Source organism: Streptomyces sp. DH10, from assembly GCF_029813805.1.
Taxonomy (GTDB): Bacteria; Actinomycetota; Actinomycetes; order Streptomycetales; family Streptomycetaceae; genus Streptomyces; species Streptomyces coeruleofuscus.
The window spans coordinates 37898-58278 of sequence record NZ_JARVKU010000006.1 but is presented as its reverse complement, the minus strand read 5'-3'; the positions used below and the strand labels follow the sequence as shown (position 1 = coordinate 58278).

At 69.1% G+C, this 20381-nt stretch carries 20 protein-coding genes and 2 pseudogenes; 11 read left to right on the top strand and 11 right to left on the bottom strand.

Annotated elements, in window-relative coordinates:
- Nucleotides 1-457 precede the first annotated feature (457 nt).
- Complete coding sequence (locus QC385_RS14380; protein WP_279541706.1) at nt 458-1300, bottom strand: hypothetical protein; 843 nt, start codon at nt 1298-1300, stop codon at nt 458-460.
- Between the two features lie 797 nt (nt 1301-2097).
- On the opposite strand from QC385_RS14380, the gene QC385_RS14375 reads away from it, so the two are divergent.
- From QC385_RS14375 to QC385_RS14350, 5 genes and pseudogenes are all read left to right on the top strand, one after another.
- Entirely contained in the window at nt 2098-2580 is a 483-nt protein-coding gene (locus QC385_RS14375; RefSeq protein ID WP_279542063.1) for an Asp23/Gls24 family envelope stress response protein, read from the top strand.
- A 76-nt stretch (nt 2581-2656) separates the two neighbouring features.
- Nucleotides 2657-2824, top strand: a complete 168-nt coding sequence (locus QC385_RS14370; protein ID WP_279541705.1) for a hypothetical protein — start codon at nt 2657-2659, stop codon at nt 2822-2824.
- 383 nt (nt 2825-3207) lie between these two features.
- Nucleotides 3208-4488 (top strand): annotated as a pseudogene (locus QC385_RS14365) (acyltransferase family protein); the annotation flags it as partial.
- Nucleotides 4458-5291, top strand: a complete 834-nt coding sequence (locus QC385_RS14360; RefSeq protein ID WP_336621288.1) for a universal stress protein — start codon at nt 4458-4460, stop codon at nt 5289-5291. The pseudogene QC385_RS14365 and the gene QC385_RS14360, both read left to right, overlap by 31 nt.
- A 554-nt stretch (nt 5292-5845) precedes the next feature.
- A complete protein-coding gene (locus tag QC385_RS14350) occupies nt 5846-6328 on the top strand; it encodes an SPW repeat protein (RefSeq protein WP_279541703.1) in 483 nt (160 codons plus the stop codon).
- Between the two features lie 739 nt (nt 6329-7067).
- On the opposite strand, the pseudogene QC385_RS14345 reads toward QC385_RS14350, so the two are convergent.
- The 3 genes and pseudogenes from QC385_RS14345 to QC385_RS14335 form a co-directional block, all read right to left on the bottom strand.
- Nucleotides 7068-8000 (bottom strand): annotated as a pseudogene (locus tag QC385_RS14345) (TerC family protein); the annotation flags it as partial.
- Between the two features lie 359 nt (nt 8001-8359).
- Nucleotides 8360-8515, bottom strand: a complete 156-nt coding sequence (locus QC385_RS14340) for a DUF6131 family protein (protein ID WP_099054574.1) — start codon at nt 8513-8515, stop codon at nt 8360-8362.
- A gap of 82 nt (nt 8516-8597) precedes the next feature.
- Nucleotides 8598-8825, bottom strand: coding sequence for a DUF6207 family protein (locus tag QC385_RS14335; RefSeq protein ID WP_279541702.1), 228 nt, complete (start codon nt 8823-8825; stop codon nt 8598-8600).
- A 151-nt stretch (nt 8826-8976) separates the two neighbouring features.
- On the opposite strand from QC385_RS14335, the gene QC385_RS14330 reads away from it, so the two are divergent.
- The gene (locus QC385_RS14330; RefSeq protein WP_279541701.1) at nt 8977-9183 is read left to right on the top strand and encodes a hypothetical protein; all 207 of its coding nucleotides are present in this window, start codon (nt 8977-8979) and stop codon (nt 9181-9183) included.
- 318 nt (nt 9184-9501) lie between these two features.
- Here the strand turns inward: QC385_RS14330 and QC385_RS14325 are convergent, their stop codons facing one another.
- The 4 genes from QC385_RS14325 to QC385_RS14310 all read right to left on the bottom strand — a co-directional run bounded on the left by QC385_RS14325 (nt 9502) and on the right by QC385_RS14310 (nt 11898).
- Complete coding sequence (locus tag QC385_RS14325) at nt 9502-10476, bottom strand: ATP-dependent DNA ligase (protein ID WP_279541700.1); 975 nt, start codon at nt 10474-10476, stop codon at nt 9502-9504.
- 91 nt (nt 10477-10567) lie between these two features.
- Complete coding sequence (locus tag QC385_RS14320) at nt 10568-10792, bottom strand: DUF5133 domain-containing protein (protein WP_279541699.1); 225 nt, start codon at nt 10790-10792, stop codon at nt 10568-10570.
- Between the two features lie 195 nt (nt 10793-10987).
- Nucleotides 10988-11212 (bottom strand): hypothetical protein, encoded by a 225-nt coding sequence (locus tag QC385_RS14315; RefSeq protein WP_279541698.1) that lies wholly within the window; start codon nt 11210-11212, stop codon nt 10988-10990.
- 227 nt (nt 11213-11439) lie between these two features.
- Complete coding sequence (locus QC385_RS14310) at nt 11440-11898, bottom strand: anti-sigma factor antagonist (protein WP_279542061.1); 459 nt, start codon at nt 11896-11898, stop codon at nt 11440-11442.
- A gap of 400 nt (nt 11899-12298) precedes the next feature.
- Here QC385_RS14310 and QC385_RS14305 point away from each other — a divergent pair, with 400 nt between their 5' ends.
- On the top strand, nt 12299-13534 hold the full coding sequence (locus QC385_RS14305) for an MFS transporter (protein WP_279541697.1): 1236 nt from the start codon (nt 12299-12301) through the stop codon (nt 13532-13534).
- Between the two features lie 127 nt (nt 13535-13661).
- The gene (locus QC385_RS14300) at nt 13662-14444 is read left to right on the top strand and encodes a phosphotransferase enzyme family protein (RefSeq protein ID WP_279541696.1); all 783 of its coding nucleotides are present in this window, start codon (nt 13662-13664) and stop codon (nt 14442-14444) included.
- A gap of 85 nt (nt 14445-14529) precedes the next feature.
- Here the strand turns inward: QC385_RS14300 and QC385_RS14295 are convergent, their stop codons facing one another.
- Both QC385_RS14295 and QC385_RS14290 read right to left on the bottom strand, forming a co-directional pair.
- The gene (locus tag QC385_RS14295) at nt 14530-14664 is read right to left on the bottom strand and encodes a hypothetical protein (RefSeq protein WP_279541695.1); all 135 of its coding nucleotides are present in this window, start codon (nt 14662-14664) and stop codon (nt 14530-14532) included.
- Nucleotides 14661-15554, bottom strand: a complete 894-nt coding sequence (locus QC385_RS14290) for a LysR family transcriptional regulator (protein WP_279541694.1) — start codon at nt 15552-15554, stop codon at nt 14661-14663. The genes QC385_RS14295 and QC385_RS14290 overlap by 4 nt, the downstream gene beginning before the upstream one ends.
- A 222-nt stretch (nt 15555-15776) precedes the next feature.
- Here QC385_RS14290 and QC385_RS14285 point away from each other — a divergent pair, with 222 nt between their 5' ends.
- Nucleotides 15777-16163: a VOC family protein gene (locus QC385_RS14285; RefSeq protein ID WP_279542060.1), complete on the top strand. Its 387-nt coding sequence runs from the start codon at nt 15777-15779 to the stop codon at nt 16161-16163.
- 61 nt (nt 16164-16224) lie between these two features.
- Here QC385_RS14285 and QC385_RS14280 read toward each other — a convergent pair whose 3' ends face one another.
- On the bottom strand, nt 16225-16695 hold the full coding sequence (locus QC385_RS14280; protein WP_279541693.1) for a hemerythrin domain-containing protein: 471 nt from the start codon (nt 16693-16695) through the stop codon (nt 16225-16227).
- Between the two features lie 427 nt (nt 16696-17122).
- Here QC385_RS14280 and QC385_RS14275 point away from each other — a divergent pair, with 427 nt between their 5' ends.
- Together QC385_RS14275 and QC385_RS14265 are read left to right on the top strand one after the other, a co-directional pair.
- Nucleotides 17123-17623, top strand: coding sequence for a cupin domain-containing protein (locus tag QC385_RS14275; RefSeq protein ID WP_279541692.1), 501 nt, complete (start codon nt 17123-17125; stop codon nt 17621-17623).
- A gap of 1367 nt (nt 17624-18990) precedes the next feature.
- A complete protein-coding gene (locus QC385_RS14265; RefSeq protein WP_279541691.1) occupies nt 18991-20295 on the top strand; it encodes a serine/threonine-protein kinase in 1305 nt (434 codons plus the stop codon).
- Nucleotides 20296-20381 lie beyond the last annotated feature (86 nt).

The following is a 20381-nucleotide window of genomic DNA, read 5'->3' as shown; positions in this document are numbered from 1 at the left end:
GTGCCGACCACCAACGGCGCCGGTCACAAAAACATCCCAGAACACCAACTACCTAGATCAGATGACCTCTAAGGAAGCCCTGGCTTCATCTGAGCTCCCTGCGTCGTGTGACACGGTCAGCTCCTACGCATCCAGCGCGGTTGCGGTTGGTATCGAGCCTGGGGGTTGGCCTGCAACGGCTCCCCATCCCGACGGCTGGCGGGCACGGTCCTGGCTGCCCGTTCTCGCCTGTTCGGCCCGTGAGGTGTGAGCTCGGACGCGGTGGCAGGGCTGGGCCTACCTCACCGGGCGCGCGTCCACAGCTGTGCCCCGGTCCGCGAGCGGCCCACCGGCGAGTACCAGGGGCGCGAACGCACCGGCGTCCTGCATCGAAGCACTCACCTGACCGGCCGGTTCGAGTACCGCGCCGTGCTACCCGGCGAGATCAACGCCGAAGGCATCGAAGCGCCCCCTTCCGTCAGCCGGACATGCGGGCGTCGGCGGAGGAGATGATCTCCTGGCGTTGCCGGTGGCGCTGTTCGTACTCCCGCACCTGACGGGCCTCGCCGGAGGAAGCGTCCCGCAGTCGTGCGGTGATCTCGCCTGGTTCCATGGAGTCGTAGCCGGCCCACGGCTCGGCCTCGCGCAGCTGCTCAATGGCCTCGAGGACGCCCTTGCGGTGGCCGTGGGCGCGTTCATAGCCCTCGATCACCGTCAGGTCCACCTGGGACAGCGTCCGCAGCCGCTGGCGGATCTGCTCGGTGCTGAGCTGACTGAACCCGTGAATCGGCAGGTCCTCCTCCCGCTGGACCGCTCCCACGACCTCCTCGGCGACGGAGCCGGGCTCGGGCATCTCGCGTGCCGCGCCCTCTGCTGCGCCCCTGGCCCGCCGACTGCCGCGCTGGGCGGCCTCACGGGTACGGTCGGCCGCGGTCCGCATCGTCTGGGCGGTGGCCTCGGCAACACCCCTGCCCCCGTTGCCGCCGGGACCGTTGACGGACGCCACCACCCGGCGTGCCTGCTCGGCGAGGCTATCTTCCAGGACCTGCAGCAACTCCTCGTCCTGGCGGCGCAGCGTGCCGAACAGTTCGGCGGTGGCCTGGTCGTCCACCTGCTCGGCCACGACCTCCCCCGCCCGGCAGGCTGCCAGCGCCCGCGCCGCGGCCGCGTACTCGTCCTCGGTGTTCCTGAGCACCTGCCGCGGGTCGGCCGGGCCGCCGCCGGGCAGCATCCCCCGGACGGCTCTCGACCCGACCGTCACCGGCAGCATCACCGTGCGCACCGCGCCCCGCGACACCCACCGCGTCACGCCGGCTGCCATGCCGAGCACCCCCCTGGGCTGCAGGTGGCGCACCTGGTTCTGGATGCGCTCCACACCGCCCTTGACCTGGGCGACCTGGAGCTCAGCATCCGCCGGTGCGGTCCCGGCGGCGTGACCGTCGCATCCACCCGGAACCGGTCCAGGACCGCAGCATGCGCCTGACGCGCATCCTCCAGCGCCGAGACGAGTTCCTCCGCCGTCACTGCCATGCGAGCTCCCTGGTGAAGGTTGAGGGCGGCAGTCCGCCGCGCACGACGCCGGCTGCCCTGAGTGGACCTCAACAGCAGGGCAACCGGCACAATCCTGCGGGACCCTCACCAAGATCGCCCGACGGAGGCCGAGCGGAAATGCCCGGCGAACCGCCGAGCCGCCGGGATACGCCGACGATGCGGCACTGATCTGTCCAGGTGAAAGGTTGAGCGTGGTGGAGGAGACCCACCGCACCAGCGAGAGCCGCTTCGAGGTACGTCGAACAGTCGGGATTGTGCGGGTTTGACCTCGTTGGGGTATTCGGCGGGTGGAGAGGTTTGTTCCCCGGCCGTTGCGGAGTGGGTTGCTCAGTAGCGGCCGGTGGGCCAGCAGACCATCGTCTTGAATGTCGCCGCAGGTCACAGGCCCTACGCTTCGGGCCGATGCGCCCGAAGCTGTGACGGACCAGCTGGCCGGGACCTCGGGGATCTGTTGCAATACCGGCTGACGCGAGAAAAGGCCGCGGTCAGGCCACGTGCGCCTGCTCTCCGTCCAACCATTCGAAGGGCGCCACACCGGTGTCCGACCGACCGATCGAGACGACCGCCATGACGGACAACACCAGTGTCGGCGGGGGCAGCCGTCCCGATGCGGGCGTGAGCGCGCTGAAGGGTCGTACCGGGGCCGGGGCTCCGGCCGAGACACGGGGGCAGACCACCATCGCGGACGGGGTAGTGGCCAAGATCGCGGGCATGGCTGCCCGCGAGGTACCGGGCATCAATCTCGGGGCTGGCATGGCCCGCGCCTTGGGCGCTGTGCGGGAACGCGTCCCCGGCGGAGGGGGAGGCGAAGCCGTCACGCGGGGGGTGAAGGTCGAGGTCGGCGAGCGGCAGGCCGCCGTGGACCTGGACGTCGTAATCGAGTACGGCGCCTCCATCGTCGACGTCGCCGGCGACGTACGCACCAACGTGATCAGCGCCGTGGAGCGGATGACGGGCTTGGAGGTCGTCGAGGTGAACATCACCGTCGGCGACGTCCATCTGCCCGACGAGGAGGAAGAAACCGAGCCGGAAGAGGGCCGTGTGAGGTGATCCACCGCCGGACCCCGGTGGGCGCGGGTGCTCGCCCGAACGGTGACGTACGTTCGCGAGACGGGTGGAATGCACGATGAGCGCAGCAACGACGGGCCTCGCGGCCGGAATGGCTCTGGGCTTCGCCGGCTATTTCGGCGGCTTCTGGGCGTTCCTGCTGGTGCTGGTCATGGGTGCGGCGGGGCTGGTTGTCGGCCTCGCCGCGCAGGGCGACCTCGACCTCCGGGGGCGGAGGCAGCGGTGAAAACCCGGCCCGATTCGTCCGGCGAGCGGTCGGGCCCGCCGTCCGCCGCCCCCGCCGATGACTGAGCGAGCCGCACCGTGACGTTGCCAGAGGCGGGCTCCTGCTGGGCGAGGTGCAGCGCTCCTCACTGTCCTCGCCGATCGCTGCAGGGATGAAGGAGCGGCAGACCGCTGTGATGCGGGAGTCCGGCCACGCGAGATGTCGTCCTGGACGAGCGCTGGCCTGATCTGACAGGTCCGCGCGCCGTGGCGCCGAGAGGGTAGTCCCGCAGTCGGAGCAGACCGCGTGATTCGCGCAGCAGGCAGGTCAGGATGTCTGCGCTTGGGCGGGCGCGCCGTCCAGGGAGTCGAGGAGCTCTCCGAAGGTAGGACTGGCTACTCGACCGCAGCGCGCGGCTCGTACGGCCGACTACCGCACTCCTGGTGACGCTTGCCGCCGCCGCGCTGATCGCCCGGCTGGCGGGCGTCGATCCCGCTCAGGTGGGCCGGGCGGTGTGGCTGGCCTCGATCCCGCTGTGGTTCCTGCTGGTCTACCTCGTGGTGGTCTTCCTGACGCCGCTGATGCACCGCCTGCACCGGCGGGCGGGGCTGGCCGTGCCGCTGGTCCTGGTAGGGCTGGTCGCCGCCGGAGACGTGGCGCGGCTGGCGTTCGACGCGCCGACGCTGCAGCTGGGCAACTACCTCTTCGCCTGGCTGGCGGTGCACCAGATCGGCTTCGCCTGGCAGGACGGGACGCTGCCGGCACGGCCCAAGGTGGCCGTGCCGCTGCTGGTGGGCGGTGCCGCGGTGGCGCTGCTGCTTACGGTGGCCGGCCCCTACCCGGTCAGCATGGTCGACTATGCCGGCATGCGGCTCAGCAACCTCTCGCCGCCTACGTTCGCGCTACTGGCGTTGGCCACGGCTCACCTCGGGCGGGCGCTGCTGCTGCGCGACGCGGGGAGTCGACGGTTGCGACGGCTCGGGCCCTGGCTGGCCGTGATCACCGTGAACTCGGTGATCCTTACCGTGCTGCTGTGGCACATGAGCGCGTTCGTGCTCGTCGCCCTGACCGTGTACGCCTCCGGCCTGTTCCCGCTGCCCCAGCCTCCGGGGGACACCGGAGCGTGGCTGCTGTGGAAGCTGCCGTGGCTCGTCATGCTCTTCACCGTGCTGGGCGCGCTGGTGGCGGCCTTCGGCCGGGTCGAGAGGCGCGGTGTGCGGCGCGGTGCCGTGCCCCCGCGCGGCTGGTGGATGCGGAGGGTGCTCGGCCGGCCCTGGTTGCGCGCCACCGTGACCACCATCGGCTACGCCGCCTGCGTACTCGGTCTGCTCGGCGTGGCCGTCGCCGGTCCCTCCGCCCGCGGCCCGTTGGGGGTGCCGACGGCAGCCCTGGCCGGCTTCCTGGCCGGCGCGGCCCTGTTCCGGGCGGCCCGCGCGGCAGCCGACCCCCGGGCCGGGCCGGCTGAGCAAATGCGCGTGCCGCTCAGGCGGCAGGACCGGCTAGCGCCTGGTGGCGTCCCTGAGGGCAGGGCGAGAGGCTGGGAGAGCAAGGCGCTGGGCCGTTGCCCGCGCCGACGCCGTGGCGAGGAGAGCGCAGCGTGTTGCCCAGGCCGGTCGTGGTGGGAGTGGACGGCTCCTCCGCTGCGCTGGCCGCCGTGGAGGCGGCAGCGCAAGAGGCCCGGATGAGGGGAGCCGAGCTGCACGTCGTGCATGCCTTTGTCTGGCCCGCTATGCATGTCCCGCCCGGCGGCTCGCCTTTGGGCCCGCCGACGGGAGGCGTGCAGGAATCCGTCGAGCATCTGCTCACCGAAGCCGTCGAACGAGCCCTGGCTGCCGCTCCCGGCGTGGTGGCCGATCAGGCGGTCATTGCCGGGGAAGCGGTTACGGCCCTGGAAGCAGAGTCGAGGACGGCGCAGCTGGTGGTGGTGGGCCATCGCGGCTCGGGTGGTTTCGCCGGGCTGCTGCTGGGATCGACGTCGGTCCGTCTGGCCGCTCACAGCCACTGCCCGGTGATGGTGGTACGGGACCGGATGGCGCATGACGGGCCGGTGCTGGTGGCGGTGGACGGTACACCCCAGAGCCGTGGGGCGATCACGTATGCGTTCGAGGAGGCTTCGCTGCGCGGCGCGGACCTGGTGGCGCTGCACGTATGGGGGACGTGGAGCGACCACGGTGACACCCGCCCGGCGGACCTGGTGGACCTCATCGGTGATGTGGAGACGCTTCAGGCACACGAGGAGCAACTCCTGAACGGGGCCCTGTCCGGGCACCGAGAAGAGCACCCTGAAGTGATCGTCCAGGCACGTGTTGTGCGAGGCCGTACGCGGCCGACACTGATCGAGGCGAGTCGTGGAGCCCAGCTCATGGTGGTCGGCACGCGCGGACGCGGCGGATTCACCGGACTGCTCCTGGGCTCGGTCAGTCAGGCCATGCTCCATCACGCGCACTGCCCGGTCACCGTGGTGCGTTCCGACCTGGTACTCCCGTAAGAAATGGCACCAAGCCGCCTTCCAGAGCGGTGCTCGCGCCGCTCGGGATCCTCCGGAGCCGGATCGACCGGACACAGTGCCCACGGTGCCGACAGCCGCCGCGCGGCGAACAGCGACTCCAGCGCGGCCCGGCGCCGCCGGTACGGCCAGACCTTCGTGTCCGTCCCGGACAACCTGAGCAGATCGAAGACCGAAGTGGGCCGGCCACTCGGCAGCCGCCCGGGCCACCGCGCCGGGCAAGCCGGTCCTGTAACCGCTCGAACGCGAGCCGCCGTTCCTCCCACACGACGAGCTCGCCGTCCAGTGTCGAGACATCGTCCGCTCGACGTCGGGTCGGCGTCGGGGTGCGCGCACGGCGCGGCGTCAGTCACCGCACGGCGGCGATCACCATCGATGGCGACGCGTCACACCCCCGTGCCGAGCGCCCGACAGTCGCCTCTGGTACGACCCGAAGTCGTCCGGCCCGAAAAGCAACCCAAAGCCGACAGATCGGGTTTATCCATCCTTTACGGGTACGCGGAGTGCGAGTAAGCCCCTCACAGCTGGAGGCGATCATGAGTTACACCCGGCCCCCCATGGAATCCCACCCGGACATCCTCGAGATGCGTGCTCGGCATGAGCGGGCAGCGACCACTCCGCGTGCGCAGGCGATCGAGGCCCTGGGCGTGATCACCGGACTGTACCTGGCGGCCTCGCCCTGGATAGCCGGCTTCAACGGTTTCTCGACCCTGGCCGTAACCAACCTGATCGTGGGTATCGCCTACGCGCTGCTGATGGGCGGCTTCGGACATGCCTACGAGCGCACGCACAGCATGGCCTGGGCCGCTGCGGCCCTCGGCGCGTGGACGATCATCGCGCCGTGGGTGGTCGCCGGGGAGGTGGACACCACCCGCACCATCACCAACAACGTGATCGTGGGTGTGATCGCCTGTCTGCTGGCTCTTGCGGCCGCTGCCGGTGCGAACATGCCGTCGGGCCGCCGCTCAGGTGGTGCCTCCGGGTACGGCAGCCACGGTGGGGGGCCATCCGAGCGGTAAGAACCGCCCCCTGGCATACCGTCCAACTCGCACTCATACGCCAGGCGTTGTAACCACATCTCAAACACGGCCTAGCGGACCTCGCGGGGCCGAACGGCTGGAGCACGGCGGCTGCCACCGCCGAAGCGCGCCGGCGCCTGGACATCGCGGTGGACGACCAGGCGCCTGGGCGGGACAACGCGGCGTCGGCGCCCGCAGCGCGTGGCCCGGAGCGAAGGCCGCCCAGACGTCGCGGGCTCGGTCCGGGCTTCCCGGCATCCGTACGGACCGCTGAGTGACATGGGTGCCTCCCGCCGGGGCGGGTCTGAGAGTGAGTTCCGGGATGTTGCCCGTCACTCCCTCGGTCCCGGTTCACGCGAACCCCTGCTCCACCTGTCCGTTACCGGGTCGCAGAGTGCTTGTGGTGGGGGTCCAGCCGGTAGTCGGGACAGTCGCGGTTCTGGCATGGGCCCGGGCCCCACACGGGAACGAATACGCCAAGGCTCTTGTGGCGGTGGACCGCGGCTGGCACGGATTTCTTGCACGTCGGGCATACGTACGCTTCTGGCTTGCGCTTCGTTTTGACCATTTTTTTACGATATGCCCGCGCTGACGTGTCGGGAAGTGCCTTGCTTCTGCGCCGCCCCGAGCCTGGGCGGGCTCCACTGTCCTCGCCCGGTGAACCGGGTGCGCTGGGCGTCTCGGGCTGCTCGGTGACCGCGAAGGTGTCCTCTTCGTCGGTCTGTTCCAGAATCCCTATCGGGGCGGGCCTTTTGAGGCTGAGCACCACGGAAGCTGTCAGGACGACGACGATGACCGCGAGGCTGATCGGCGAGGGAATCTCCGGGATGCGGGGGCTGATCAGCTTGTGGGATGCCTGGAGGATGAGCTTGACCCCGATGAAGGCGAGGATGATCGCCAGTCCCTTGTTCAGGTAGTGGAAGCGGTCCAGCAGGCCGGCGAGCATGAAGTAGAGGGCCCGCAGGCCGAGGATGGCGAAGGCGTTGCTGGTGTAGACGATGAAGGCGTCGTCGCTGACCGCGAGGACGGCGGGCACGCTGTCGACGGCGAAGATCAGGTCGGCGGCCTCGATCGCGGCGACCACCGCGAGCAGCGGGGTCGCCATCCGTATGCCGGCTTCCTTGACGAAGAATTTCGCCCCGGCGTAGTCGTCCCGCACCGGGATGAGCTTGCGGAGCATCCGTACGGCGAAGCTCTTGCCCGGGTCGAAGCTCTCCTGCTCGTCCTTGAGGAGTTTGTAGGTGCTGTAGAAGAGGACCGCGGCGAAGGCGAACAGCACCGCGGTGAAGCGGCTGACCACGGCCACGCCGAGGGAGAGGAAGATCCCGCGGAAGACGAGCGCGCCGATGACGCCGAAGAACAGCACGCGGTGCTGGTAGGCGCGGGGCACCTTGAAGTACGCGAAGATCACGGCGAAGACGAACAGGTTGTCGACCGACAGGCTCTTCTCTAGCAGCCACGCCGTCGTGTACTCGGTGCCCGCCGCGGTGCCGAGGACGAGGAAGACGACCGCGCCGAAGATCAGGGCCAGGCTCACCCACAGGCCGCTCCAGGCGGCGGCCTCCTTGAAGCCGATGACGTGCGCGGTGCGGTGGGACAGCAGGTCCACCGCCAGCGACACGACCACCGTCGCGGCGAACGCCCCCCACAGCCAGAGCGGCACCTCAAGCACGCCGAACACCCTCACCATGGCCCGCGCGAATACGCCGGCCCTATACAGGAGTGTCCGGCATTGCGCCCCCGGGGGCATGCGGAACAGGTGAGGCCGGCCGGAGACACGAATCTTCAGGCGGCAGGTGATGACGGGCGTGCACTATGGGTCGAGTTCGACGCCACAGGACCCAGAACGGACCGCACGCGGAGAACATCCGACCGGCGTGACCACAACGCCCCGCAGGATCGAGCGATGTCGCCACGGCACGGCGATCGGCCTGGCCAGTGCCAGGCATACCCGGCACGCCCCGCACCTGATCCTGCGCCGCTGGACTAGCTACACGGGGACGTCGCTTCGGTGCCGGGTAAGGAGGCAGTTCACCAGTAGTGTCGGCGGCCGGCGACTGCGTGTCCCATGGACCCCATGATCCACAGGACCGCGCCGATGACCGCGAGGATGATCCCGATCGTCCACAGGATCGATATGCCGGTGACGAAGCCGACAACCAGCAGAATGATGCCGAGCAGGAGCATGACCGCCTCCGTTTCCGCAGTAGTGCTGCTTTCACTGTGGACCTCGCCACGGCACTAGGGAAGCGCTGGTGACTTTTGAGCTCTAGCGAGCGCCGCGAGGTGAGCTGGAGTTTCTCCTTTGCCCACCTGGTGAGGCGGCCGGTGTAGCCGCCGTCGGCCCAGGTACCCGGGTCGTTCGGTCCGCCGGCGCAGTCGCCCACCGCCCGGCGAGCAGCTTCTGGGCGGCGAACGCGGTCTGGCCATCGGCGGCCGCGACCCCCACCACGGCCAGGCCCGGCTCCGCCAGGTGTGTTTCGTTGATCGGCTTCATGCACGGCATGACGTGCCAGCGCTTTGAGTGCCTTCGAGGATCACTCAACCGAGTCGCCGGCGGGGCCCGCGCTGGCCCGCTCACCCGGTGCGGGTGATGCCCGCAGGCCGGGGCAGGGGTCAGCATGGGCTGTCCCGGAGGGAGAAAGAGCATGCGTTACGAGTTCCGGGTCTGCGGTCCTGTCCCGGAGAACGCTGGGGAGGTGTTCCCCGAGCTGGAAGTTGCCACGCTGGGCGAGCAGACGGTCTTTCACGGGGCCGTCGTCGACGAGGCGCATCTGTTCGGTCTGCTGGCCCGCTTCCGCATGCTGGGCCTGCTGGTCACGGAGATGCGGCAGGCGCCTTCATCGATGGAGTAGCTGCGCTCACCGCCCCTCGGCGACCGCCACCGATGGCCTGCTGCGAGGTCGTCACCCGGACCGCCTCGCGGCAACATCTCCTGCGCCAGCCCTTGCGTCTTCTCTTGCGCGAGCCTCGCCGACACCGCCGCATTGGTGCAGGTCACCCCCACCGTACGGGCGTGGTCGGGGTACTGACATCCCCGTTGCGGCTGCTTTCGCCCATGTCCCTGCTGGAGTTGAGAGGTGAGGGAGGGGCGGGATGGGCGGCGCGGCGCTGCCGACGATCGGGACGCACCCGCCGGTGTTGCGCGCCGGCCGGGGCCGCCGCGCTGCCCGTCACGGCGGCGGTCTCAGGAAGGGGACATCGGTGGGGGAGAGGTCGGTGCGGGGGCGGTGCAGTCGGGCCGGGTGGCGCCACCGACCGGCGGCGTCGCGGGCGACGTCGACGCCGACCTCCACCACGAGCTCGGGATCCACGAGCGTGACGTCCAGCGTCTCCCTGGTGCCCCATCCGGCAGCAAACGACCAGCCCGTCCACGGGTGTCCGGGCCGGGCCGGGGCGAGGAGGCCGGCGACTGTGCTGCTGGTCGCCTGAGTGAGGGCCGTGGTGCGGCCGGTGTACTGAAGGCGCCCACGCTCGTTGTACCTACCCAGCAGCAGACTGCGCGGCGCGGTCACCGGACCGGTGACCGCGCCGACGATCGCCTCGGTGGTCTCCCGCACCTTGTACTTCCGCCAGCCCCTCACCGACGGCTGATACGTACTGTCCAGCCGCTTGTAGACCAAGCCTTCCATGCCGACCGCCGCCCATGTCAGCCACTCGCGCACGGTGTCCGGGTCGGTGGTCGACGGGCACAGCGCCCACGGTGCCGACAGCCTGCGTGCGGCGAATAGCGACTCCAATGCGGCACGGCGCCGCCGGTACGGCCAGAGCGTTGTGTCAGTCCCGGACAGCCGGAGCAGGTCGAAGGCGACGAAGTGGGCCGGCCACTCGGCAGCCGCCCGGGCCGCCCCAGCACCACGCCGCTGCAACCGGTCCTGCAACCGCTCGAAGGCGAGCCGCCCCTCCTCCCACACGACCAGCTCGCCGTCCAGCGCGGTCGCGTCCGGCAGCTGCGCGGCGCCGGCCACAACCTCCGGGAACGCCGGGGCCATCTCGGTGCCGCGCCTGGAGCGCAGCACCACCTGCCCCGAGTCGACGGAGACCAGGGCCCGGAACCCGTCCCACTTCGGCTCTGCGGCCCAGCCGGGCCGCAGACCGGGGTCGGGCACGGGCGAGGTCAGCATCGGCTCCGGCAGCGTCCACGTCACGCACCATGTCTTCCACGCTGGCCGGCCGCCGTTCGAGTGCAGGACCGAGCAGCGCCTCAGGCAGGCAGGGTGATCTCGGGGTTGGGCGTGCTCAGCGATGGAGAGGCTGTTCTCGTCGCATCGCGTCGGCCAGGTGCTGGCGGGCTACGTACAGCGCTGTGTCCAGCTGGCGGGTTCCGGTGACCACGCACAGCGTGTAGGAGGCGTCCTCAAGCTGGCGTTTGGTTTTCTCACTGCCGCTGGACGCCGCGCGCCGTCTGAGCGTCTCGCAGCGTTCGACGAGTTCCCGCAGGAGCGAAGGATGTGGTCTGAGCATGCGGGCTGCCTCCGTCCTCACCCGTTCGGACCTGCCTCCTTCACTCCTACGGTCGCAACCCTTGGCGCCCGCCGCACCCGGAGATCGAGGGCCCGCCGGATCATGGGTGACGGATGGGACCGGTAGCCCGATTGCGCGCTTCGCCACCGTAGGCACCGGACAAGGCGCCTACCCAGCAGCTCCTGTGGGCGCTAGCTAGCTCGGGCGCTCCCATTGGTGCGGACCGAGCCCCTGCCATTCGACTGCGCCAGGGAGATCGAGGTCGTTCTCGTAGCCGGTCAGCCCGACCTTCTCCAGGAGCCACACGAGCTCCTGGTCCGAGTGAGCGATACCGATGCACCGTTGTGCCTCCGGGCAGCGCACGATGACCTGTCGACCGCCTTTTCCGGGAACCGGCGGTTCCACGATGACCAGAGCCACGATGTAGCCCCCCTCTCGCGATGGGGCAAGGTGATCAGTCCGGCGTCGCTCTCTTCGCGCCGCTGTCGCTCATACACCCTGTGTACGACGGGTGTGAGGACCCCGCGACCGGAAAGCAGCCTGGTCCTAGCGGCCCCGGTGCGCACGTTCCTCGGGGGTGGATGGGGCTGTCCGGTCCCCGAGCCGTCCTGGCGGACGTCAGCGCGTGCAGGCGCCCGAGGGGCTGGTCAGTTGGTGAGTGCCTCACGCAGGGTGGGGCGGCAGTCGATGAGGGTGTCGACACCGACGATCGGCAGGGTGCGCATCACTGATCCGGCGGGGACGGCCAGGCGGAGCCAGCCGCCTGTCGCGGTGACGGCCTGGTGGGCGGCGATGAGGATGTTGATGGCGCTGGAGTCGATGAAGGTGACCTGCCGCATGTCGATCACGATGCGGGGCCGGGGGGTGTCGGAGACGTCCAGGGCGGGCCTGAGCTGGTCGCCGGTGTGGTGGTCGATCTCGCCGGCCGGCTGGTGGCGGGCCGTGTACAGCGCTGTGTCGAGCTGGCGGGTGCCGGTGACCACGCACAACGTGTACGAGGCGTCTTCAAGCTGGCGCCTGGTCTCCTCACTGCCACCGGACGCCACGCGCCGCCGCGTCTCGCAGGTGTGACGGAGGCAGGTCCGAAGGGGCGAGGACGGAGGCAGCCGTCATGCTCAGGCCCGATCCTTCGCTCCTGCGGGAGCTCGTCGAACGCTCGCCGCGATTTGTGCACCCCGAAATAGGCAGGCGGAGGGCCGCCCGGTCGGAGGTGGGTTGCGGGGCTGCCTCCCGGGTCCATGATTCTGGCTGTGCTCTGGCCGACCGTGCCGGAATGATCTTCGGGGTGTGCGTCGATCCGGGCCCACTGGCCCGCAGTGGTCGTCCGCCCAGTTCAGCCCGGTGCCCAGCGGCCTGGAGTGAAGCGGTCCTCGTCCTGCATTTCCCGCTCCCGCACGGTGAGGCCGGGCGGCCTACAGGAGGCTTTGCCGCAATCATATTGCTATTGCAAGTAACATGCAAGAAGCTTGGTGGGCCCTTACCGACACCTGGACGCGGAGCCATGCCATGCGCCATCTGATACCGGATGCCGGACCACAGCGCGTCCTCGCCGGCTCGAACTTCGTCTACACCGTTGGCAGCGGCCTTTATTTGACCGCCGGGGTGCTGTACTTCACTCAGGCTGTTCACCTCCCGGCGGGCCAGGTGGGGCTCGGGTTAGGCATCGCCGGTTTCATGGCGCTGGCTGTGGGCATCGCCGTCGGCCATCTCGCGGACACTCACGGAGCACGCGGCGTCTACGCGGTCACCCTTGTCGTCCAGGCGCTGGCAACGGCCGGTTTTGTGCTGGCGGACAGTTTCTGGCCGTTCGTCCTCGCCGTATCCGCAGCCACTGGGGCAAAGGCGGCCGGACTGGCTGCCCGCAGTCCGCTCATCAGGCACTACGGAGGGGACCGGCCGCAGGAGTTCCGTGCCTATCTCCGCGCTGTGACCAACGTCGGCATCTCCCTCGGTGCCTTACTTGCCGGCTGGGTCGTCCAGGTGGGCACCCTCACCGCCTATCAGCTTCTGGTCATCGGCAACGCGATCGCCTTCGTCGCCTCTGCGGCAATCCTGGTTCGCCTGCCGCCGGTCATGCCCGTCGCTACCGTCGCAGGTCCTCGCTGGATCGCCCTGCGGGACCGCCCTTACCTTCTGATCACTGTCCTCGACGGCATCATGGCCATCCAGTTCAAGGTGCTGACCGTGGCCATTCCGCTGTGGCTCGTAGGGGCCACCACCGCACCGCACTGGCTGGTCTCGGCCACCATGCTCACCGGCACCGTGATCGTGGTCGCCTTCCAGGTACGAGCCAGCCGTGGCATCAACTCCCCTGCAGCGGGCGCAGACGCCTACCGTCGGGCGGGCGTGGCCTTCCTCGTGGCCTGCGTACTGATCTCGCTGTCCGCGGGCATTCCGGCTTGGGCCGCCGCCACACTGATCATGACCGCGGTGGTCATCCACACGGTCGGGGAACTGTGGCACGCCGCGGCCGGCTTCGAGGTGTCCTTCGCCCTCGCCCCGCAGCACGCCACCGGCCAGTACCTCGGCGTGTTCGGCCTGGGCGCCGGCCTGGCCGAAGCCCTCGGCCCGGGCCTGCTCATCGCACTCTGCATCACCTGGGGCCGCCCCGGCTGGTACGCGGTGGGCGCCATGTTCGCCCTGACGGGCCTGGCAGCGCCCCCCGCCGTGCGCTGGGCGCAACGTCACGAGCCCGCTGCGCAGAAGCACTCTGAACCCGCGTGGAAGGAGCCAGCCGCCTGAACTCCCCCGGATAAAACAGCCTGACCAAGCGCTGCTGGTTCTCATCTTGTTCTTTAACCTCTGCCCCTGCCTGGTGCGCCTCCTTTAACGGGGTGCTCATGGCGGCCTGATGAAACACACTGGTTCGGTGCAGCATGATGAAGAACAGCCGTTGTCCGGCGGCAATGTCAGCGATGGTGTCGTTCGAGTCGGAGATACCGTCCGCCGTCCGACCGGACCGTGGACTCCCGCAGTGCACGCCTTGCTCACGCACCTGCACGAGGTGGGATTCCGGGCGGCGCCTCGTCCTTTGGGCATTGACGACCAGGGGCGCGAAGTCCTGACCTTTGTGCCGGGACATGTGGTGTGGCCCGACCGGTTCTCTCTGGTGGAGCCCGCTCGGCAACTGGCTCGCGTGGCACGACTGATCCGGGACTTCCACGATGCAGTGCAGGACTTCACGCCACCACCCGACGCGCACTGGCAGGTGCTGATCCCCGCCGAGGGCAGCGACATCATCGCCCATCACGATCTGGCCCCATGGAACCTTGTGGTCGCAGGCGAGTCCCAGTGGGCCTTCATCGACTGGGACACCGCCGGCCCGGGTTCCCGCCTGTGGGACGTCGCGTATGCCATGCACGGGTTCATCCCGTTGTCCGCGCATCCTGACTGGCAACGCCGCGACGCGGGAGACCGGCTGCGAGTCTTCGCCAACGCCTACGGCCTCGATGAAGCCGAACGCCGCCGGCTGGTCCCTCTGCTAGGACGCCGTACGCGTTCCATGCACGACTTCCTGCGCGACCAGGCCGCCCGGGGTGTCCAGCCCTGGGCAAACCTGTGGGCCGCAGGCCACGGCGACGCCTGGCGAAGCGACGCCGAGTACATCGAACAGCGCGAAGACCAGTGGGTACACGCCCTGCTCGCCGACTGAGGCACTTCCGCCCGCGCCTCGCTCCCAGCGTCGAACGGCGTCTCGAACTGGATCGCTCACCGAAGCTGACACGGCGGCGCGTGTGTCACTTCTCAAAGCAAGCCAGCCGGTCCGCGGGATCCAGGCCGATGCCGAGAGGCTCTACGAGGTCTTCAGACGCGACGACCTCCACAAGCTCCCGCAGGTCCAGAGTCTGTGCGACTTCCGCCAGCACACTCATGGCATCGGCTTCTTGGTAATATCCGCCGCAGCCCGTACGAACTCGCGGACGCGCTCTGTGGTGTTCCCTTCCAGCCAGACCGGTCCCCGTTCGATCGGCTGTGCGTCGTGCAGAGGCACATAGACCACGTCCGGTCGAGGGTAGTAACGCCGGGAATGTTCTCCGACCGGCAGGACGCCCCTGCCCATCGCAACCAGCGTGAGCATTTCGGAGAACGATCCTCCGGTCGGCCCCTTGGGAACTGGCCTGCCCGACGGGGTGTAGTCCGGCGTGCGATCCCGCTTGAACCCCGCTGAGGTCACCTCCGGGTACTGCACCACGGGGTGTTCCGCCAGCACTTCGAGCGACACCGACTCCTCGCCGGCGAGCGGATGCCCGGCCGCAGCGGCGAGTACTCGTTTCTCCGTCAGCAGTACTGGCCCACAGGCCATTCCATCGAAAGGGAACGAAGCAACGAGGACGTCTATCGAGCCGTCAAGCAGGCTCGCACGGGAGTTGGACAGCTGAACCTCCCGTACATCGACCTTGCAATCGGGGTGGCGCTCGCTGAACAGACTCACCACCTTCAGGAGTGCAGGTGCCGTCCACTCGCCGAGGAAGGCGACCCGCAGTTCTCCCGTGACACCGCGACTGGCATTGGTGGCCCTTCGGAGCGCCTCCTCCATCCCGGTGACCAAGGGGACCAGGTCATCGGCCAACTGCCGCCCGATCGGCGTGAGTCGAACCGTTCTGCTGGTCCGCTCGAACAGCATGCCGCCGATCCGCCGTTCAAGTTTCTTGATCACCTGACTGACCCGCCCAGTCGTGACGCGCAGGCGCTCGGCGGTACGGCCGAAGTGCAGCTGCTCGGCAAGCGTCAGGAAAGTCTCGATCTCCACCCGCTCCAGCACGATCCCCCATTCGTTGAATCAGGCTCAACGACCGTATTGTGATCCTGCCTTGATGGCGGACTCCCCACAGCGGATCGTAAATGGCGCCCACCTGGACTCCACCATCGAAGGAAGCCCATGAACGTCTCGGACGTCACCACCTGCCCGGCCCGTACCGACGAGCTCCTGCGGGAGCACGGCCATCCCGCACGGAGCCTCGGCGACCAAGCCGGGTTGCCCTCACTGCGCGTGAAGGCATTCGACCATCTGGTCCTCAACGTCGAAGACGTCAATCGGTCCCTGGACTTCTACGCCGGACTCCTCGGCCTGGAACCGGTACGCGTTGCCGAGTGGCGAGCCGGCGAGATCCCGTTCCCATCGGTGCGCATCACCCCGGAGACAATCATCGACCTGGTCAGCCGCCCTCGGGGAGAGTGCAACGTCGACCACATCTGTCTCACCGTGGAACCGCTGGACTGGGAGGAGTTCATCGCTTCGGAAGCCTTCACCGTCCTGGAAGGTCCCATCGACCGCTTCGGCGCACGGGGCACCGCCACATCGGTCTACGTCCAGGACCCGGACGGCAACACGGTGGAACTGCGCTGGTACCCGCAGGACGCCGCAGCGTGACCGCGCTCACACTGATCATTCTGAAGGTGGCGGTCACCGCCACCACCTATCCGGTCAGGAGTCATAACGGGCCCAGCACCTCTCCGGGTACGGCTGCCAGCTCAAGGGTTTCGAGCACAGTGAGCAGCTGCCGCTCCTCGTATCGGAAGTGGTTCTCCATTATCGCGGCGATGCCTTCGAGGTGCTGGTCAAGCTCCTCAGGCGGCGCGGCCCGGTTGACCGCGGCACGGAGGCTGCCAATCAGGTGGGCAATCATCGAGTGATCCTGCTCGAGCGAGCGCAACACCGGGCGCAGCTCCGGATGCGCAGCTGCGATGGCCGGAAACAGGGTGCGGTCTTCCCCCTGGTGGTGGCCGTCGAGCGCCGTGCAAAAGCCATGGCAATACAGCAGAAGTTCACGGGTGGCCGCCTGACCGGGGGTCCCGTCTGCGAGAGAGGCGCGGGTCACTGACAGCGCTTCCCGTAGCCGGTGGTGCACCCGACGGAGTTCTTGGCTCCAGGCGACGAGCCTGGTCGTCTCGCGCTCAGTCACGCGAGAGCGAAGGGTGCGACGCGTGCATCGTCGGCCTCCTTCGATTCGGCGCCTCCATGCCTGACACGGTCTGCCACCGGCACGCGACGCTTCCCAGACACTACCGCGCCTGCTGCCACGTCGACACCACCCCCCGTCCCGCACGCCGAGCATGACCCGCGTAACACCTGATAAGCGTCATCGTGAGCTGCTGGAGCCGCACCATTCCTGCTGCTCCGGCAGCCACCACCTCCCCAGGCTTTCCATCCGCCCACACCAATCTCAACCTCTGCTGCCGGCTGAGCGGTGCCTTCGGCCCGGACATCGCGGCCCTGATCACGCGGGGCGGCTGAAACACCCAGCCCAGACCTCGCCCCGACCTCGCACGCGCGCACGAAAGCGACCTCAAGACCCTAGGAGCATGACCATGAACGAGGAGACACCCACCATGTCCGCGACCAACACTCCGTCTGCGGCGGTGCTGACCCGCCATGCGGATGCCGAGACCTGTTCCGACCCGAGCAGTGTGATGACCCTGCTGGCCGATTCGGACGGCACCGCAGGCGGCTTCACCAGCTACCGATCCACCTTCGCGAAGGGCGGGACAGGGGCGCCGGCCCACTTCCACACCCGCGCATCGGAACTGTTCTTCGTGATCAGCGGGGCTCTGCAGGTGCTGGTGGACGAGGAAGTCACCGTCCTGGAGCAAGGCGACTTCCTCGCGGTGCCACCCCACACCCCGCACGCCTTCGCGGCTGCCCCGGGCCGTGAAGCGGATGTCCTGTTCGTCTTCACCCCCGGTATGGGCAGGTTCGACTACCTCCGCCTGCTCGGCCGGGTGATGCGTGGCGAGGCTGACCCGAAGGAGATCGCCGAGTCATCGGAGCGCTTCGACAACCACTATGTCGACAGCCCTGCCTGGCGTGCCGCTCTGGAGGCTTCCGCATGATCGACTCCACGACCCGGATCCGCATGGCCCGGCCCTCGAGGGACCGCGCCGCCGCAGAACGCTTCTCCGTAGCGGGTCTCGGACTCGAGATGATATGGCGTACCACTGAACGGATCCCCGGCGAACACGACTTGCTCATGGTCGGGCCGCCGGACGCCGCCTGACACTCGAACTCACCCATGACCCAGAACGGCCGATTGAACCCACCCCGACAGCGGACGACCTGCTCCTCGTTGACCGTGGCCGACCCCGACGGGTACTTCCTCGTCCTGTGCTCACGCGACTGGACCCTCTGAACCCGCGGCGTGGTACTGCCGGGTTCCCGGCCGCCGCCGGAGAGGCGGGTGATGACGTCGGCGCGGCTGCACGGCGGCGAGCTTCCCGGCATGGTCGAGCAGGAGCTCCTCGACTTCAGCCGGCCGGCCCTGACCCCAAGAGCCGAGGCGGGCTGGGCAGTCGGCCCGGGGCCGGGTGCGGTCGTCTCAGTCGTGGAAGTTGATGTAGCCGTCGCCGTCGGGGTGGGCGGCCGGATCGCAGTGAGCGGCATCCGGCCTGCCCTCAATGCCGGGAGCCGAGCTCTTGGCACACGTCCAGGTGGCAGCTCAACGCACGTGGGGCTCGCCCGGGCTACACCCGGCCTCACCGGTGGGGGCACGGTCACAGGATCTGTCGGACGGACGACGGCGGCGACGCACCGGTGGCGGAACCTCCGGGCCGGTGCAGCGGGGCCTCCGGGGGCGGCCCCGTCGCAGGTCAGGCACTGGTCATGAGGTCGAGGGAGACTCGACGTTTCCGTCGGCGGACCTGACCGGGCAAGCCGAAAGGGTGCTTAGGCAACTACCCCCGTTGTGCGACGAGCAATGGGCGTCGGGCTCACGGCCGCTGTGGGAGCTGCTGCGGGCTGTCCCGCCCCCAGGCGGCCAACGTCTCTGAGCTGAAAACGGCGGCTTGTTGGCCTCGGTGGCGGGCGGCGGAGGGCCGGTAGTAGACCCGGAGTTCCGCGCTGCTGCCTCCAGAGTCGACCACCATCGACCCGGGCAGGCCCCCTGGGTCGGGTGTGACATCTGCGGCGTTCGGTGCGCTGTAGCAGGTGGGCCGCGAGGGCGGCTCTGTGAGGCCCGCTTTCTCCCCCGTGAGCGGGTACTCGTCATGCAGGGGCAGGCAGGTGCACCCCCCGTCGCCTGCCTGCCCCGCGCAGCCCGCATGACCTGGGGCTCCGGCTTGCCGGCAGCCGCTGCGTGCCCCCGGTGCCGGTCCCGGCCGGAACGGGATGTCTGCGCTTCTGTACGCTGTGGCACGCACCGGCGTAAAACTGCTCATTGCACATGAATTCCGGCGTCGGGCGATGCGGAGTTCTCGGGGGAAGGATGGCTGTGCACGTGCTTGTGGCGGACCGGTACCAGCTCGACGAACCGCTGGGGCGCGGCGCCATGGGCGAGGTCTGGCGCGCCACCGACCAGACCCTGAACCGGCCGGTCGCAGTGAAACTCCTGCACACCGACCAGCAGGAGCAGGTGGCGGCGACCGATGGCGAGCGCTTCCGTCTGGAGGCCCAGATTGCCGCCCGCCTCAACCACCCTCATCTCGTGGGTGTCTACGACTTCGGCTCCCACCATGGCCGGCTCTACCTGGTCATGGAGCTCGTCGAGGGCTGGAGCCTGGCCCAGGAGCGATCGATGCGCGGCACCCTCGCCCCGCAGGACGCCGCCGAGATCGCGGCGCAGACGGCGTCCGGGCTGGCCGCCGCGCACCGCCAGGGCGTGATCCACCGGGACATCAAGCCCGCCAATGTGATGCTCACCGCCGACCGCACCGTGAAGATCACCGACTTCGGGATCGCCCGCTTCGCCGACGACGCCGCCAGCACCATGACCGCCACCGGAAAGATCGTCGGCAGTGCCGCCTATCTGGCCCCCGAGCGCGCCCTGGGCCGCCCCGCCGAGCCCGCCTCGGACGTGTACTCGCTGGGCTGCGTGCTGTACGAACTGCTCACCGGCCGCCCGCCGTTCACCGGCGCCACCTCTCTGGCCGTCGTCCAGCAGCACGTCGACGCCACCCCGATCCCGCCCCACCAACTGCGCCCCGAGATACCGGCCCCGCTCGCCGACTACGTACTGGCCCTGCTGGTCAAGGACCCCGCGCAGCGCCCCACCGCCGACCAGGCCGCCACCTGGCTGGCCAACCCCGCTGACCCGCCCGCCCGGCCCGCACAGCAGATGCATCCCGCAGCCACGCCGCTTCCGCCCCCGCCGGTGCACCTGCCCCGGACGGAAGGTCTCCCGGCGGTGGCACACACCCGAAGTGCCCGGCGTCCTGCGCCGTCCGGCAAGGCCCTGCTCGGCATCGGCGCGGTCATCGTGTTCGGAGTCTCGGCAGCCGTCGGCGCCGCCCTTTCCGCGGACGACAGCGGCGGTGCGTCGCCGCATCCCTCGAGCCCGACCCCCACCGCGACCTCCTCGCCGACCTGGCAGCAGCCCATGACCGAACCCCCGGTGCCCACGTCCTCCGCACCGGTGATCGACCACAGCTACGACGAGGAAGAGGCGAAGAAGCAGGCAGAGCAAGAGCGCAAGGCAGCCGAGGAGGAACGGAAACAAGCAGAGGAGCAGCGGAAGAAGGCCGAAGAAGAGGCCAAGAAGAAAGCGGAAGACGCCCAGAAGGGCGACGACTGAAGCAGAGACACACATCCCCCCGGGTGGGGTGCCAAGTCTTGTCTGTGCCCCATCCCGAGCCCCGGGCACCGAAGGATGCGTCAGCG

Excerpts from the sequence above, each read along its gene's own strand:
- QC385_RS14380 (WP_279541706.1), bottom strand. The coding sequence starts at position 1,300 with ATGGCAGCCGGCGTGACGCGGTGGGTGTCGCGGGGCGCGGTGCGCACG.
- QC385_RS14375 (WP_279542063.1), top strand. The coding sequence starts at position 2,098 with ATGACGGACAACACCAGTGTCGGCGGGGGCAGCCGTCCCGATGCGGGC.
- QC385_RS14370 (WP_279541705.1), top strand. The coding sequence starts at position 2,657 with ATGAGCGCAGCAACGACGGGCCTCGCGGCCGGAATGGCTCTGGGCTTC.
- QC385_RS14350 (WP_279541703.1), top strand. The coding sequence starts at position 5,846 with ATGAGTTACACCCGGCCCCCCATGGAATCCCACCCGGACATCCTCGAG.
- QC385_RS14340 (WP_099054574.1), bottom strand. The coding sequence starts at position 8,515 with ATGCTCCTGCTCGGCATCATTCTGCTGGTTGTCGGCTTCGTCACCGGC.
- QC385_RS14335 (WP_279541702.1), bottom strand. The coding sequence starts at position 8,825 with ATGAAGCCGATCAACGAAACACACCTGGCGGAGCCGGGCCTGGCCGTG.
- QC385_RS14330 (WP_279541701.1), top strand. The coding sequence starts at position 8,977 with ATGCGTTACGAGTTCCGGGTCTGCGGTCCTGTCCCGGAGAACGCTGGG.
- QC385_RS14320 (WP_279541699.1), bottom strand. The coding sequence starts at position 10,792 with ATGCTCAGACCACATCCTTCGCTCCTGCGGGAACTCGTCGAACGCTGC.
- QC385_RS14305 (WP_279541697.1), top strand. The coding sequence starts at position 12,299 with ATGCGCCATCTGATACCGGATGCCGGACCACAGCGCGTCCTCGCCGGC.
- QC385_RS14295 (WP_279541695.1), bottom strand. The coding sequence starts at position 14,664 with ATGAGTGTGCTGGCGGAAGTCGCACAGACTCTGGACCTGCGGGAGCTT.
- QC385_RS14275 (WP_279541692.1), top strand. The coding sequence starts at position 17,123 with ATGTCCGCGACCAACACTCCGTCTGCGGCGGTGCTGACCCGCCATGCG.
- QC385_RS14265 (WP_279541691.1), top strand. The coding sequence starts at position 18,991 with ATGGCTGTGCACGTGCTTGTGGCGGACCGGTACCAGCTCGACGAACCG.